11 protein-coding genes and 2 tRNA genes are annotated in these 14573 nt (G+C 73.6%); 8 read left to right on the top strand and 5 right to left on the bottom strand.

Translation table 11 applies throughout. The annotated features are described in order from the left end of the window. The 6 genes from gyrA to EV374_RS14195 all read left to right on the top strand — a co-directional run bounded on the left by gyrA (position 1) and on the right by EV374_RS14195 (position 5205). Entirely contained in the window at positions 1-2520 is a 2520-nt protein-coding gene (gene gyrA, locus EV374_RS14215; RefSeq protein ID WP_132235435.1) for a DNA gyrase subunit A, read from the top strand. Between the two features lie 4 nt (positions 2521-2524). Then, the gene (locus EV374_RS14210; RefSeq protein WP_132235433.1) at positions 2525-3436 is read left to right on the top strand and encodes a DUF3566 domain-containing protein; all 912 of its coding nucleotides are present in this window, start codon (positions 2525-2527) and stop codon (positions 3434-3436) included. 221 nt (positions 3437-3657) lie between these two features. Continuing rightward, positions 3658-3731, top strand: a tRNA-Ile gene (locus EV374_RS14205). Between the two features lie 44 nt (positions 3732-3775). Next, positions 3776-3904, top strand: coding sequence for a DLW-39 family protein (locus EV374_RS33400; RefSeq protein WP_210834795.1), 129 nt, complete (start codon positions 3776-3778; stop codon positions 3902-3904). A 41-nt stretch (positions 3905-3945) separates the two neighbouring features. Further along, positions 3946-4021: transfer RNA gene (locus tag EV374_RS14200), tRNA-Ala, on the top strand. A 314-nt stretch (positions 4022-4335) separates the two neighbouring features. Next, on the top strand, positions 4336-5205 hold the full coding sequence (locus EV374_RS14195; protein ID WP_132235431.1) for an AraC family transcriptional regulator: 870 nt from the start codon (positions 4336-4338) through the stop codon (positions 5203-5205). 85 nt (positions 5206-5290) lie between these two features. On the opposite strand, the gene EV374_RS14190 is transcribed toward EV374_RS14195, so the two are convergent. From EV374_RS14190 to EV374_RS14180, 3 genes are read right to left on the bottom strand one after another with little or no spacing between them, the layout of a single operon-like run. Then, the gene (locus EV374_RS14190; protein ID WP_132235429.1) at positions 5291-5929 is read right to left on the bottom strand and encodes a class I SAM-dependent methyltransferase family protein; all 639 of its coding nucleotides are present in this window, start codon (positions 5927-5929) and stop codon (positions 5291-5293) included. Further along, positions 5926-6681, bottom strand: a complete 756-nt coding sequence (locus EV374_RS14185; protein WP_207914183.1) for an HAD family hydrolase — start codon at positions 6679-6681, stop codon at positions 5926-5928. Before EV374_RS14185 ends, EV374_RS14190 begins: the two co-directional genes overlap by 4 nt. Positions 6682-6711: 30 nt before the next feature. Continuing rightward, entirely contained in the window at positions 6712-7254 is a 543-nt protein-coding gene (locus EV374_RS14180; RefSeq protein ID WP_132235425.1) for a DapH/DapD/GlmU-related protein, read from the bottom strand. 108 nt (positions 7255-7362) lie between these two features. Between EV374_RS14180 and EV374_RS14175 the strand changes: the two genes are divergently transcribed. Then, positions 7363-8349 (top strand): L-threonylcarbamoyladenylate synthase, encoded by a 987-nt coding sequence (locus tag EV374_RS14175; protein ID WP_132235423.1) that lies wholly within the window; start codon positions 7363-7365, stop codon positions 8347-8349. Positions 8350-8481: 132 nt separating this feature from the next. Beyond that, entirely contained in the window at positions 8482-8901 is a 420-nt protein-coding gene (locus tag EV374_RS14170) for a CBS domain-containing protein (RefSeq protein ID WP_121397384.1), read from the top strand. A gap of 121 nt (positions 8902-9022) precedes the next feature. On the opposite strand, the gene EV374_RS14165 is transcribed toward EV374_RS14170, so the two are convergent. Then, entirely contained in the window at positions 9023-9826 is an 804-nt protein-coding gene (locus tag EV374_RS14165) for an MBL fold metallo-hydrolase (protein ID WP_132235421.1), read from the bottom strand. A gap of 91 nt (positions 9827-9917) precedes the next feature. Continuing rightward, positions 9918-14348, bottom strand: a complete 4431-nt coding sequence (locus EV374_RS14160; RefSeq protein WP_132235419.1) for a cation-translocating P-type ATPase — start codon at positions 14346-14348, stop codon at positions 9918-9920. Between the last annotated feature and the right edge of the window lie 225 nt (positions 14349-14573).

Genomic DNA, 14573 nt, shown 5'->3' with positions numbered 1-14573 from the left:
GTGACCGATATCCCCGAGTCCACACCCAACGAGCCCGAGCTCCCGGAGACCGTCGCCGCCGTCGTCGCGCACGACCGCATCGAACCGGTCGGGCTCGAGGTGGAGATGCAGCGCTCCTACCTCGACTACGCGATGAGCGTCATCGTCGGGCGGGCGCTGCCGGACGTCCGGGACGGGCTCAAGCCGGTCCACCGCAAGATCCTCTACGCCATGTTCGACTCCGGCTACCGGCCGGACCGGGGCTACGTGAAGTGCTCCCGCGTGGTCGGCGACGTGATGGGTCAGTTCCACCCGCACGGCGACTCGGCGATCTACGACGCGCTGGTCCGGATGGCGCAGCCCTGGTCGCTGCGCTACCCGCTGGTCGACGGCAACGGCAACTTCGGCTCGCCGGGCAACGATCCTGCTGCGGCGATGAGATATACCGAATGCAAGCTCGACCCGCTGGCCATGGAGATGCTGCGGGACATCGACGAGGACACCGTCGACCTTCAGGACAACTACGACGGCCGGGCCAAGGAGCCCACCATCCTGCCGTCGCGGATCCCGAACCTGCTCGTCAACGGCTCCGAGGGCATCGCGGTCGGCATGGCCACCAAGATCCCGCCGCACAACCTGCGCGAGATCGGCGCGGCCGTGCAGTGGTGCCTGGAGCACCCGGAGGAGGACGAGGCCACCACCCTCGACGCGCTGCTGGAGATCGTCAAGGGGCCGGACTTCCCCACCCACGGCCTGATTGTGGGCACGCAGGCGATCCAGGACGCGTACCGCACCGGGCGCGGGTCGATCCGGATGCGGGCCGTGGTGGAGGTCGAGGAGGACAAGCGGGGCCGCCCCTGCCTGGTCGTCAGCGAACTGCCCTACCAGGTGAACCCGGACAACCTGGCCGAGCGGATCGCCGAGCTGATCAAGGAGGGCAAGCTCGCCGGCATCGCCGACATCCGCGACGAGTCCTCCGGGCGTACGGGCATGCGGATCGTGCTCGTGCTCAAGCGCGACGCGGTCGCCAAGGTGGTGCTGAACAACCTCTACAAGCACACCCAGCTCCAGGAGACCTTCGGCGCCAACATGCTGGCGCTGGTCGACGGGGTGCCGCGCACGCTCAACCTGGCCCAGTTCATCCGCTACTACGTCGAGCACCAGATCGACGTGATCCGCCGGCGGACGGCGTTCCGGCTGCGCAAGGCGGAGGAGCGGGCGCACATCCTGCGCGGCCTGTCCAAGGCGCTGGACGCCCTCGACGAGGTGATCGCCCTGATCCGGCGCTCGCCCACGGTCGAGGACGCCCGGCAGGGCCTGATCCGGCTGCTGGAGATCGACGAGATCCAGGCGACCGCGATCCTCGACATGCAACTGCGCCGGCTCGCCGCGCTGGAGCGGCAGCGGATCCTCGACGACCTGGCCAAGCTGGAGGTGGAGATCGCCGACCTCAAGGACATCCTCGCCAAGCCCGAGCGGCAGCGCAGGATCGTCTCCGAGGAGCTGGGCGAGATCGTCGCGAAGTGGGGCGACGAGCGGCGCACCAAGATCGTGCCGTTCGAGGGCGAGGTCTCCATGGAGGACCTCATCGCCCGCGAGGACGTGGTGGTCACGATCACCCGCACGGGTTACGCGAAGCGGACCAAGGTCGACCTCTACAGGTCACAGCGTCGTGGCGGCAAGGGTGTCAGCGGGGCGACGCTTCGACAGGACGACATCGTCAGCCACTTCTTCGTATGCTCGACCCACGACTGGATGCTCTTCTTCACCAACAAGGGGCGCGTCTACCGGGCGAAGGCGTACGAACTGCCGGAGGCCAGTAGGGTGGCCAAGGGCCAGCACGTGGCCAACCTGCTCGCGTTCCAGCCCGACGAGCAGATCGCGCAGATCATCGAGATTCCGAACTACCAGGTGGCTCCCTACCTGGTACTTGCCACGAAGAACGGCCTGGTGAAGAAGACTCGGCTCGAGGAGTTCGACTCCCCCCGGTCCGGCGGCATCATCGCGATCAACCTGCGCGACGAGGACGAGCTGGTCGGGGCGGCGCTCGTCGCGCCGGAGGAGGATCTGCTGCTGGTCTCGAAGAACGCGCAGGCGATCCGGTTCAACGCGAGCGACGAGGCGTTGCGCCCGATGGGGCGGGCCACCTCGGGCGTGATCGGCATGCGCTTCAGCGAGGACGACGTCCTGCTGGCCATGGAGGTGGTCCGCGAAGGGCTGGACGTCCTGGTGGCCACGAACGGGGGATACGCGAAACGCACCCCGATCGAGGAATACCCCGTGCAGGGCCGGGGAGGTAAGGGCGTGCTGACTGCGAAGATCACCGAGCGGCGCGGTGGTCTGGTCGGCGCGGTGGTGATCGACCCGGACGACGAGCTGTTCGCGATCACCAGCAACGGTGGTGTCATCCGGACTCCGGTGAAGCCTGTACGCCGTACGCGTGACCGGAACACAATGGGGGTCAAGCTGATGGACCTTCCGGATGGCGTGACTATCGTGGCGATTGCTCGCAATGCCGACGAGCCTGACGAACAGGACTAGTTGAATGACGGAGACACAGGCGAAGTCGGGGAACACGGGGACCTCGGCCACCCCGGTCGACGAGGAGGCCGCGAAGAGCGGCACACCAGCGACCGGCCGCGCGGCCGTGGGTCGGGCGACCGTCCCCGCCGACGCGCCTGCCCCGAAATTCACCCGGGCTCCCGGGATGACACCGCCTCCGGACAAGCCCTCCGAGGACGGCGACGCGGCGGACCGGACCGAAGCGGTGGGGGGCGACAAGCCGGCCCCCGCCGCCAAGCCGGCCGCTGCCACACCGACGACGACGCAGCCGCTGAAGGTCGGTGCCGCCCAGTCGACCGGCACCACCGGGACGCAGCCGCGGATCACGGGCACCACCGGCACGCAGCCCCGCGTCACGGGCACCGCGAAGCCGCAGCCGGACGGCGCCCGCCCGACCGGTGTCGGCCGCCCCGCCAACGGGGGCGGCCTGCCGCCGGGTGTCAGCGGCGCCGCAGCCGTCGGGGCGGCCCGTGTGGGTGACGCGGTACGCGCCGCGCGTACGTCGGTCAGCTCGGCCGCGTCGCGCGGGCCGCGCCGGGCCCGGCTGAACCTCAAGCGGATCGACCCCTGGTCCGTCATGAAGTTCGCGTTCGCGGTCTCGGTGGTGCTCTTCATCGTCGTGGTGGTGGCCACCTCGGTGCTCTACCTGGCCCTCGACGCGATGGGCGTGTTCACCAGCGTCAACGACAGCCTGACCGACCTGGTCAGCGCGGGCGGCGGCCAGAGCACCAGCGGCTTCCAGATCACCGCCAAGGGCGTGATCCTCAGCTCGGCGCTGATCGGCCTGGTCAACGTCGTGCTGTTCACGGCGCTCGCCACGCTCGGGGCGTTCGTCTACAACGTCTGCGCGGACCTGGTCGGCGGCATCGAGCTGACCCTCGCCGAGCGCGACTGAACCACCTCGGAAGCCGGGGCACCGCAGAGCGCGGAGTCCCGGCTTCCGTGCGTCCGGAGCACGTCACCGGGCGTCCGGGCGGGACGTGCGGGCGGTGTAATCGGCTGGGCCGGGCCGGAAGCCTCCGGTAGGTTCAGGAGCGACGGCAACGCCTGGACGTCGCGGCGGCCCCCGATTTGGGGCCGGACGGACGGATGGGTTAACCTTGCTCGTCGCCACGCGGGGCTATAGCTCAGTCGGTTAGAGCGCAGAGCTGATAACTCTGAGGTCGCTGGTTCGATTCCAGCTAGCCCCACCGCACATTCGTCCGACGGCAGTCGAGCGCGAGGGGTAGGCCCCATGTTCAAGAAGCTTCTGATCCTGGCCGGCGTCGTTGGTGTGGCAGCCGTGGTGGCCAGGAAGGTCAAGGCTTCCAACGACGAGCGCGCCCTGTGGCACGAGGCGACCACCGCGCCCGACCTGCGCTGATCTCGCTGGCACTGCCGGCACCGGCGGCGTCGTCCGCCCCGGGGGCCCTAGCTCAACTGGCAGAGCACTGCCTTTGCAAGGCAGGGGTTAGGGGTTCGAGTCCCCTGGGCTCCACCAACATCGCCTCTGACCAGGCGATTCCTCTTCGCAAGATCCACGGGCACAAGCCGGGGCAACGACTACCCGGGACCCGACCTGTTCGGGCCCCGCGACCTCGCCGAACTGCTGACGGCATTGGTCGTCGGTGGCGTCCCGCCCAAGCCGGTGCAGATCGGTCTGTGAAGCCGTTTCGGCAACCCAGCCGTGGACCTGTGCCGTCGAAGTGCGGCACCCGTCGGCGCCGCGACCTTCCGGGCACCTGATCGGATCGGGCCTCTACAGTCGGGCGCGGCCCGGATCATTCGACCAGGATCGACGTCGAAGGAGGCCTCGTGATCGCGGCACTCAACCGGCTCGTCGACCTCGTGGAGGAGCACCTCACCGAGGAGTTCGACGTCAGCGGACCGGCCAGGGCGCTCGGCACGACCGAGTACCACCTGCGCCGGATGTTCTCGTCGTTGGCCGGCATGCCGTTGTCGGAGTACGTGCGCCGGCGTCGCATGACCGTCGCCGCCGCCGACGTCGTGCGGGGTGAGGACGATCTGCTGAGCATCGCCGTCCGGCACGGGTACGGCTCGACGGAGGCGTTCGGACGTGCGTTCCGGGCGGTCCACGGCGCCAACCCCGGTGACGTTCGCCGCGACGGAGGTCCCCTTCGCGCGCAACCGCAGGTCAGGTTCCGCCTGACCGTCGAAGGGAGCATCCCCATGGACACCCGCATCGTGGACCGCCCCGCGTTCCGGCTCGTCGGACACGCGGCCCGGGTCCCCCTCATCCACCAGGGCGTCAACCCGCACATCCAGCAGCACATCACCGCGCTCCCGCCGCAGGAGCATCCCCGGCTGAAGGCCCTCAGCGACACCGACCCGGGCGGGCTGCTCCAGGTCAGCGACGACCTCGATCCCGACGGCACCGAGGGCAGCGACCTGACCTACCTGCACGGTGTCGCTGTGTCCCGGGGCACGCCGGTCCCCGAGGATCTCGACGCCATCGAGGTGCCGGCCGGCAGGTGGGCGGTCTTCCGTACCGCCGGGCCCCACCCGCAGGCACTACAGGACACCTGGGCCGCGACCGCGACCGAGTGGTTTCCCTCCAACCCGTGGCGTCTGCGGCCGGGTCCCTCGATGGTGGCGATCCTGGAGCGTGCGGACGACTTCAGCACCGCGACCTGCGAGCTGTGGCTACCCGTCGAGCCGACGTGACGGACCCGCCGGGCTGCGGGGCACGGTCCGGTCGGTCTGCCCGGGCCTCGCAGCACCACCTGAATGCTCGTGGCAGCGTCAGCGGTCAGTGCAGGAACGTGAAGAGCGTTCCCCTGGTGTCCAGAGGTCGCGGTGTGCCCTGGAAGCGGTGGACGCCGACGCAGAACCGCACGTCGGCCGGAGCGTGGAACGCCTCCTCCCCGAAGCCGGCGTCGCGAAACCACTCCCGTACGGCCGGCGTGAGGTCCGGGGTCCGCCGCGCCCGGGTCCAGATCACGGTGGCGCCCGCCGCGCAGAACTGGGGCAGGGCAGCGACCGTACGCCGCACGTCGGCGTCCGGGATGTTGCCGAAGACTCCGACCATGAGCACCAGGTCGGCCGGGACCGTCCCGGCGTAGGAGGAGGGCTGGCCCGCGTCCGCGTGCCTGATCACGAGGTGGGAGAGTCCGGCCCGCTCGGCGGCGGCCTTTGCGGCGGCCACGTTACCGGCGTCGTACTCGAGCAGGGTCGCGTGCACGCGCGGGGAGTCGGGCCGTGCGGTGAGGACGCCGATGAGGTCGTGGCCCTGCCCCGCGCAGGCGCTGACCACCGTGAGCCGTTGCTCGGAGCGCTCGTCGAGCCACGAGGCGATGTGCCGCTGCACCAGCCGCAGCCGCCGTGACAGCGGTGAGTCCACGTCCGCGTACGGCTCGTGCCATGCCTGCCAGTCGGTACCGCCGGTCACGGGCGGGCGTGCTCGCGCAGCAGCGCGAGGAGCCCGTGGCCGTCCTCGATCCGCGCGTCCGGTTCGACCCCCGGGAGCGCCGGTTCCCGGTCGGTGCGGGGCGAGCGCATGAGGATCGCGGCGCCCGTGCCGGCGCGACGGGCGCAGACGACGTCGCGGTGCACGGTGTCGCCGACGAACCAGCAGTCGCCGATCGGTACCGCGACGGCGCGGGCCGCCAGCAGCGCCAGTTCCGGGTTCGGCTTCCGGGGCCCGGCCTCGTCGCTGTAGAACTCGGCCCCGAACAGCCCGGAGAGCCCCGCGGCGGCCAGGAAGTCCCGGTGGGCGGCGCCGCAGAGCGTGTTGCTGACGACCGCCATCGGCAGGCCGGCGTCGGCGGCGTGCCGCAGGGCCTCGCCGATGCCGGGACGCACCGCCCACTCCCGGCGCCAGGTCCAGGCGTACGCCAGCGGGGTCGCCTCCCGCTCGACGGCGGCGCGGGCCTCCCGCGGCCAGGACCGGGTCACGAAGTCGGCCCACACCTGGGCGTGCGGCAGCTCGACCGGGTCGCCCGTCCTGCTCACGTCGTCGCGCCACAGCGCGTATGCCCGCGCGCCCTCGCCCAGGTCACGGGCGATCTGCTCGTCCGGCACGGCGCCGTCGACGAGTTCGGCGAGGCGCCGCACCAGACCCGGCGGGGCCGGCGGTCGGGGTGGCGCGTCGGCCAGGACGCCGCCGAAGTCCAGCAGGAGGGCCCGAGGGGTACGAAGCATGCCCGTCATCCTCGCGCACCAGGTCGGGCGTCACCACTGCCGATACACGGTCGCCTTGCCGCCCGTCACCAGGCTGGCCGGCGGTACGTCCTCGGCCACGACCGCGCCGGCGGCGACCACGGCGTCCCGGCCGATGCTGACGCCGGGGAGGATCGTGGCACCGGCGCCGATCCACACGTTCTCCGCCACGTCGATGGGTCCTCCGCTCAGCCAGCCCCGTCGCTCCTCCGGATCGACCGGGTGGCCGACGGTGATGAAGGTGGCCTTCGGCCCGACCATCACCCCCTGACCGAGCCGGATGCCGGCGTAGTCCAGGAACGTGCAGTTCTGGTTGACGAACACGCGCTCCGCGAGGTCCAGGCGGAGGCCGTGGTCGGTGTAGAAGGGTGGATAGATCGTGACCCTCCTCGGCAGCGGCCTGCCGAGGATCTGTGCGAACAGCTTCGCCTTGCCCGCCTCGTCCTCGAAGGGCAGGACGTTCAGGTGGGAGGTGAGCTCGGTGACCCGCAGGACCCGCTCGGCCATGGCCTGGAACTCGGGGCTGTGGATGCGCATCAGACGGTCGCTGGACACGTCACGATCCTTCCTGTCGGCGCACGTGCGGGCGCGGCCGGCGCGGGGCACCGCGGTTCCGCCCGGCCGCCCACGAGCCGCCCGCCCCGGCAGGTTAGCGTCGGAGGCGTGACCACCGGATCCCCACGCGTGCTCCCGGCCGACAGCGGCATCGCCGAGGCGGCCTCCGTCCTGCGTACCGGCGGGTTGGTGGCCTTTCCCACCGAGACCGTCTACGGGCTCGGCGCGAACGCCTTGGACGCTCGGGCCGCCGCCCGGATCTTCGAGGCGAAGGCGCGGCCCAGCTTCGATCCGCTGATCACGCACCTCGCGGACGCGGCCGAGCTGGAGAAGCTGGTCGGGGCGGTGCCGGCGGCGGTGACGGCGTTGGCCGGGCGCTTCTGGCCCGGGCCGCTCACGCTGATCGTGGACCGGCCGGCGGCGATTCCGCCGATCGTCACCTCCGGGCTGGCGACGATGGCGGTCCGCGTGCCGGACAACGCGTACGCGCGGGCGCTCATCGCCGAGGCCGGGGTGCCGGTGGCGGCACCGAGCGCGAACCGGTTCGGCCAGCTCAGCCCGACGCGGGCGGAGCACGTGGTGCGGGGGCTGGGTGCCGCCGTGGACGTGGTGCTCGACGGTGGGCCGACGCGGTGCGGCATCGAGTCGACCATCGTGGACGCCAGGGGCGGGCGGCCGGTCGTGCTGCGCCTCGGCGCGCTGCCGATCGAGGCGCTGGAGGAGGCGGCCGGCCCGGTGACCGTACGCCCGGGCAGCTCCGGGCAGCCCGTCGCGCCCGGCACGCTGGCGGCGCACTACGCCCCGCGTACGCCGCTGCGGTTGGCCTCGGGCGGCGAGCCGCCGGTGGCCGACGGGGTCCGGCGCGGCTTCCTGGCCTTCCGGGACCGGCCGGCGGGCGACTGGGCGGCTGTGGAGGTGCTCTCCGCCGCCGGCGACCTGACCGAGGCCGCCGCGCGGCTGTTCGACGCGCTGCACGAGCTGGACGCCGCCGGGGTCGGCGAGATCCTGGTCGAGCCGGTCCCCGAGGTGGGCGTCGGCCGCGCGGTCAACGACCGGCTGCGCCGCGCCGCCGCCACCTGGCACCCGACGACCTGAGGCGGGCGCGGGCGGCCGGGCCGGGCGGCGCGAACGGCTGTCGGGACCGGTGGTTCCTTCCTGGCGCATGGGCCGGGAGGACGGGGGTAGGAGAAACGGCAACGACCCCCTGGAAAGTGAGGTGCCAGCCAAATGCCGACCGCACGCGAGATCATGACGAACGACGTGACCTGCATCCGTGAGCAGGACGACCTCAAGACGGCCGCCAAGCAGATGGCCCAGCTGGGCGTCGGCTCGCTGCCGATCTGCGGGGACGACAACCGGCTCAAGGGAATGCTGACCGACCGCGACATCGTGGTGAAGGTCCTCGCCGAGGGCCGCGACCCGGGCCGGGTCACCGCCGGTGAACTCGCCCAGGGCGAGGCGGTGACGATCGGCGCCGACGACGACGCAGCGGAGATCCTGCGGACCATGAGCCAGCACAAGGTGCGCCGGCTGCCGGTGATCGACGGGCACGAGCTCGTCGGCATCGTGGCCGTCGCCGACGTGGCCCGCTCCCTGCCCGAGCGCCCGGTGGGCGACCTCATCGAGGCCATCTCCGAGCGCGCCTGACCGCACGTCACGACCGATCGCCGCCCTCCGGCCCCGGCCGGGAAGGCGGCGATCGGTGTACGAGGGCACCGGCGGGCCGGACGCGCGGGAGGAGGCCCCGAACGGGCAGGAGGTCGGCGGCTCAGTCCGGCGGGGTCAGCGGGACGGTCTCGCCACGGGCGATGGTGCGGACGGTTCCGGCGAGGCCGCGCCGCCGGGCCTCCGCCACGAAGTGGCCCAGCGGTGAGCGGAACACCGGGTAGTCGTCGTAGTGGATCGGCACGGTGAGCTTCGGCCGGACCAGCTCGACCAGGTCGGCGCCCTGCCGCGCGTCCATGGTGAGCAGGATGCCGGCGATCCTGGTGCCGCCGAGGTGGATCAGCATCGCGTCGATGTCCGGGTACCGCTCGGGGATGTCGGCCAGCACCGGCCGGTTGAGCGTGTCGCCGGTGACGTAGAGGCGGAACCGGCGGCTGCCGTCGCGTTCCAGGTCGATCATCGTGCCCATCACGTCGGGCATCAGCAGGTCCAGCGCGCCCGGCCCGTGCCTTCCCGGCATCGAGGTCAGCCGCAGCGTCTCGCCGTCGCGGCGCAGCTCCCGGGAGTTCCAGGTGGGTAGCCCCTCGGCGGCCCGGAAGCCCCAGCGGCGCAGCTTCCGCTCGGCGGCGGGAGTGGTGACGATGGGCAGCTCCCGGTCGAGTTCCCGGCGGGCCACGCGGTCGAAGTGGTCGCCGTGCAGGTGGGAGAGGACGACCGCGTCCAGCGACGGCAGTTGGGCGATCCGCAGCGCGGGGTCGGTGCGCCGCCGCGACCAGAGCCCCTTGCCCAGGTACGCGCGTTGGCCCCGGTGCAGGAAGTTCGGATCGGTGAGCAGGGTGAACCCGCCGATCCGCAGCACCGTGGTGGCGGTGCCGATGAACGTGACCTCGGGCTGCGTCGTCGACATGCGCACCTCCACCGGTAGCCCTACCCGTGATCGGCGGGCTCATTCCGGCCGGCGTCACGGCGTGCTGGTCGACTGCGGACGCCGGGCCCGGTCACGCCGTTTCGTCGTCCGCGCCGGACCCGGAGCCGGGCAGGCGCTCCACGAGGCGGGTGAGCGCGCCGTTGGCGAAGGTGGCGCCGAGCGCGGAGCCCGTCGCGATGGTCCAGCCGACCGGGCCGAGCGGTGTGCAGCCGAAGAAGTGGCTGACCCCCGGCGTCTGGACGACGACCACCAGCGCCCCGAGCGACGCGGCGGTGGAGGCCAGTACGGCCGGGCTGGTGCCGCCGGCCAGCACCGTCTGCCCGAGCTGGGTGCCGACCAGCGAGACCAGCGCGACGGTGCCCGCCCGCCTGCGTCGCCCGGTGTAGCGGGCCAACGTCCAGCCGGCGGTGGCGCCCAGCGTGGTGGCGGCGGCGCGCAGCCCGATCTCCCGGGTCATCGTCTCGCCCAGCGAGGTGTCGGGGCCCTCCCGGAGCAGGCCGTCGGCGTGGTCCGCGTCGGGTGGCCGGATCGCGATCGCCAACGCCGGTGCCAGGTCGGTGAGCAGGTTGACCAGGAGCAGTTGCCGGCCGGTGAGCGCCGAGCGGCCGGTCGCGGCGGCGGTCAGCACGCTGAACGCGATCTCGCCGAGGTTCCCGCCGACCAGGATGCTGAGCGCGTGGCGTACCGAGGACCACATCGCCCGGCCCTCGACCAGGGTGGCGATGATGGTCTCCAGCCGGTCGTCGGTGACCACCAGGTCGGCCGCAGCCCGGGCCGCCGGGGTGCCCCGCTGACCGAGGGCGATGCCCACGTCGGCCAGCCGGATCGCCGCGGCGTCGTTGGCGCCGTCGCCGGTCATCGCGACCGTACGTCCGCACCGTTGCAGCGCCTGGATGATCCGGACCTTGTGCGCCGGGGTGCACCGGGCCACCACGTCCGTGGCGGCGAGCCGCGCGCCGAGGGCCTCGTCGTCGAGCTGGTCGAGTTCCGTCGCGGTGACGACCCGCTGGTCCTCGTGGTCGCTGATGGTGGCCGCGATCGCCTCGGCGGTCGCCGGATGGTCACCGGTGATCATGATCGTGTGCACGCCGGCCTGGCGGATCCGGCGCACGGCGGGGGCGGCGCTCTCGCGTACCCCGTCGGCGAGGGCCAGGAAGCCGACGAAGGTCAGGTCGTGCACCTGTTCGTCGGTGACCTCGGGCGAGGAGACCCGGCACTCGGCCACGGCGAGGATGCGGTGTCCCGCCCCCGCCCGGTCGGCGAGCACGGCGTGCAGTCCGCCGCGGCCCTCGTCGTCGAGGGGCTCGTCGCGTCCCCCCGGCGTACGCCAGCTTGAGCACCGGGGCAGCACCGACTCCGGCGCCCCCTTCACGCTGAGCAGCAGCCGTTCCCCGGCCCGGCCGACGGTGGCGTGGTAGCCGCGGGACGGCTCGAACGGCAGCCCACCCACCGGCTTCCATCCCTGGGCGCCGGTCTGCTCGGTCACCCCGGCGGCCTGCGCGCCGGACCGGACCGCCCGGTCGGTCTGCTGGGCCAGGTCGTGGGGGTCGTCGGCGCCCGGGGTGGCGCGCAGCGCGGCCGAGAGGGTGCGCAGCAGGCCGTCGTCGAGGCGGTCGACCGGTGCGTACCGGCCGTCGTCGCCGACCCCGGCGAGCATCAGCTGCCCCTCCGTGAGGGTGCCGGTCTTGTCGAAGCAGAGCACGTCCACCCGCCCGAGCGTCTCGATGGTGCGCGGGTTGCGGACCAGCGCGCCGTGCTCCGCCAGCCGCCGCGCGGCGGCGAGCTGTGCGGCGCTGACCAGGAAGGGCAGCCCTTCCGGCACGGACGCGACGGCCAGGTTCGCGGCGGTCGCGGCGGTCTGGGCCAGGGGTACGCCCCGCAGCAGGCCCGCGCCGGCCACCGCCACCGCCGAGCCGGCGGCCAGCGGGATCGCCGCCCGGGTCAACCGGCCCAGCCGTGCCTCCACGCCGCTCGACGGCGGGGCCTGCCGGGCCATCGCCAGGCTCCGCCCCGCCTCGGTGCCCGCACCCGTCGCGACCACCACCGCCGTTCCGTGGCCGGCGGCGACGCTGGTGCCCTCGTAGAGCATCGACCGCCGGTCGGCGACGGCGGCGGCGACCACCGGCTGGTCGGTCTTGCCGACCGGCAGCGACTCGCCGGTGAGCGAGGACTCGTCCATCTCCAGCCCGGCCGACTCCAGCACCCGGCAGTCGGCCGGGACGGCGTCCCCCGATTCGAGGAGGACGACGTCCCCCGGCACCAGGTCCTCGGCCGGCAGGATCCGCTCCGCGCCGTCGCGGCGTACCCGGGCGGTCACCGCCGAGCGGGACAGCAGCTCGGCCAGCGACCGCTCGGTGTTGTGCTGGTGCACCGCCCCGAGCAGCGCCGACCCGCCGACCACGCCGCCGACCAGGGCGGCGTCGACGGGCGAGCCGAAGGTGGCCGAGAGCACCGCCCCGGCGGCCAGCACCGGGGTGAGCGGGTTGGCCAGCTCGTCGACGAAGGCGCGCAGCAGCCCCGTCGGCCCCGAGGGCCGGGCGTCCCGGTCGCTGCGGCGACGCTCGGCCTCGGCGGTGGCGAGCCCGTCCGGGCCGGTGTGGAGCTGGTCGAGCACGGTCGAGGACGGCATCAGGTGCCACGCGGTGATGGCCGGCGCCGGGGAGTCCGCCGGGCCGGGCAGGCGGTGCGCCCGCAGGACGCCGTGCGCGAAGGCCAGCGCCGCCGCTCCGTTCACGGAGGCGACGGCGCGGCCGGGCAGCTGTGCGCGCGAAGCGGTGAGCGCCCCCAGCACGCCGAGGCCGGTGCCGGCCATGGCCAGGCCGATGTTCTGCCGGGTCATCCGGTGGGCCACCCCGGCCGCCTCGACCACCAGCGCCGCCACCCGCAGGTCGGCGCCGACCAGCAGGTGCGCGCCCCAGGGCGGCAGGTCCTCGGGGGCGGCGATCCCCAGCCCGCAGTCGGCGACGCCGAGCGCGGCCCGGTCGCCGGAGACCACCATCACCACGGCCCCGTCGCGTTGCAGCTCCCGTACGGACTCGGCCAGCCGGTCGCGGCCGGGCAGGTGGGCGTCGGCGAAGTCGTACCGCCGCTCGTCGTCGCCGGCCACGACCAGCCGCAGGCCCGCCTGGCGGGCGGCGGTCGGCAGCGCGTCGACGCCCGGCGCCGGCTCCGGCTCGACCCGCAGTACGGCGGTGAGGGTGTCGCCGTCGGCCAGGCCGAGCAGAGGGCCGCCCGCGTCGCGCAGCCGCCGGCTGTCCGCGGTGTCGGCCGGGTCCTCGACGTCCAGCGCGTCCAGCGGCCCGAGCCGCCAGCCGTCGGCGTGCCGCAGCTCCCGGGGCGCGGCGGGGTCGAAGAGGGCGAACGCGCGTGCCGCCACCCGCCCGGTGTCCGCACCGGCCAGCGGCGTCAGGTCCGTCAGCACACCCCGGTCGGAGCCGAGTACGGCGGCGTCCAGCACCAGGGTGTCGATCCGGTCGAGTTCGCGCAGCACGCTGCGGTCCATCGCGATCACCCCGCGCCGGGCGAGGATCCGGCCGAGCTGCGCGGCGTACCCCTCGCGTCCGCTGACGGGGGCCTTCGGCAGCGCGGAGAGGCCCAGCGCGGCGGCCCGCTTCCAACCCACGACCGGCGTCGCGGCGGCCACCGCGACGGCGCCCGCGTCGAGCATCCGGCTGACGTACTTCTCGACGGGACCGTCCGGCGTCGGCCGGGGGCGTTCGTACTTCGGCACCGGGGCGGCGGCCCGCTCCGGACGCCCGGTCAGCCGAGGTTCGGCCCGCGCCCACGCGCGGAGCTGGGCGCGGGCCTCGCCCCACTGCACCACCCGCTGGGCGCCGTCGAGCACGAGCCCGGTCCAGCCGCCCGTCAGGCCCAGCGCCACCGCCTCGGCGAGCGGGAACAGCAGATCGGCGCGGGGGTCGGCGCGTAGCCCTCGGTCCGCCAGCGCATGCAGCTTCGGGTGCAGGTCGACCGCGACGAGCAGCCCGGCGACCTCCCCGGGCACCGGCGTGAACGGCAGGATCCGGGTGGCGGCGGCGAGGGTCAGGCCGAGGGCGTCGGAGGCCAGTGCGCCGAGGGTGCGCGGCGTGCGCGGCCCCTCCTCGGGCGGGTGCGGCGGCGGGATCTCCGGGTCCGGCTCGTGCGGGCAGGTGTGTTCGGTGCGGGCGACGGTCGCGATGAGGTCCCGCAGGGCGGGCTCCGGCGTACCGACGGCGACGACCACCCGGCCGGACGGGGCGTTGACCCGCGCCCACTCCACACCGGGCATCCGCTCCAACGCCGCCTCGACCTGACGCGCGAGGACGTCGCCGCCGTCCTGGCAGACCCCGAGCACCTCGATGTGGTGCCGCCCGGGGCGGGACCAGACCCGACGCCGGCCCAGCCCGGCCGCCCGCGCCAGCCGGGCGGCGACGGCACCGACGTTCCGGGACGCCTCGCCGACGGCCGGCGGCACCGGCACCGGCGGAAGGAGCCGGCCGGCGGTGCGGACCAGTGAGATCATCGAGGCGTACGACCGGACAGGCGCCGGTCAGGCCCCTCGCTGCCGCTGCTCCCGCCGTACGCCATCTCGCCTCCCACGCCCGAAGCTCCGGCGGCCTGGCTTCCCGGCTGATCGTCCGTTATGCGCTCGGAGCAGCGGAAGTTCCCCGGATGGGCCGGAGAGAGTCGGGTCACCCTTGACCTGAAGCCGGGTTGAGGTCCGAGGCTGGTCGCATGCTGATCGAAC

The sequence above is a fragment of the Micromonospora sp. CNZ303 genome (assembly GCF_004345505.1).
This window is presented reverse-complemented; position numbering and strand designations above follow the sequence as displayed.

Excerpts from the sequence above, each read along its gene's own strand:
- EV374_RS14210 (WP_132235433.1), top strand. The coding sequence starts at position 2,525 with ATGACGGAGACACAGGCGAAGTCGGGGAACACGGGGACCTCGGCCACC.
- EV374_RS33400 (WP_210834795.1), top strand. The coding sequence starts at position 3,776 with ATGTTCAAGAAGCTTCTGATCCTGGCCGGCGTCGTTGGTGTGGCAGCC.
- EV374_RS14185 (WP_207914183.1), bottom strand. The coding sequence starts at position 6,681 with ATGCTTCGTACCCCTCGGGCCCTCCTGCTGGACTTCGGCGGCGTCCTG.
- EV374_RS14170 (WP_121397384.1), top strand. The coding sequence starts at position 8,482 with ATGCCGACCGCACGCGAGATCATGACGAACGACGTGACCTGCATCCGT.
- EV374_RS14165 (WP_132235421.1), bottom strand. The coding sequence starts at position 9,826 with ATGTCGACGACGCAGCCCGAGGTCACGTTCATCGGCACCGCCACCACG.
- EV374_RS14160 (WP_132235419.1), bottom strand. The coding sequence starts at position 14,348 with ATGATCTCACTGGTCCGCACCGCCGGCCGGCTCCTTCCGCCGGTGCCG.